A 491-nucleotide genomic window follows, 5' to 3' on the forward strand; every position below is an offset into this window, starting at 1 on the left:
CTTCGTCTTCCCGGGGCAGGGCTCGCAGTGGGCCGGCATGGCCGTCGAACTCCTCGACACCGCACCCGTCTTCGCCGAGAAGATGAACCAGTGCGAACAGGCCCTCGCCCCCCACGTCGACTGGTCCCTCACCCAACTCCTGCGCGACGGCGCACCCCTCGACCGCGTCGACATCGTCCAACCCGCCCTCTGGGCCGTCATGATCTCCCTCACCGCCCTCTGGGAGTCCTACGGCGTCACCCCCGACGCCGTCCTCGGCCACTCCCAGGGCGAAATCGCCGCCGCCGTCGTCGCCGGAGCCCTCACCCTCGAAGACGGCGCCACCGTCGTCGCCCTCCGCAGCCAAGCCATCCACACCATCACCGGCACCGGCGGCATGGTCTCCCTCACCCACCCCCTCGACCACACCCACCAACTCATCGCCCCCTGGCACGACCGCATCTCCGTCGCCGCCGTCAACGGCCCCACCGCCGTCGTCGTCAGCGGCGACA

1 protein-coding gene is annotated in these 491 nt (G+C 70.9%); it reads left to right on the forward strand.

The window, feature by feature from the left end:
• Positions 1-491 (forward strand): acyltransferase domain-containing protein (locus PUR61_RS01080; protein WP_329874651.1); only part of this gene is annotated, 491 nt, incomplete at both ends.

The organism is Streptomyces sp. BE20 (assembly GCF_036322525.1).
In the GTDB taxonomy this organism is placed as follows: Bacteria; Actinomycetota; Actinomycetes; order Streptomycetales; family Streptomycetaceae; genus Kitasatospora.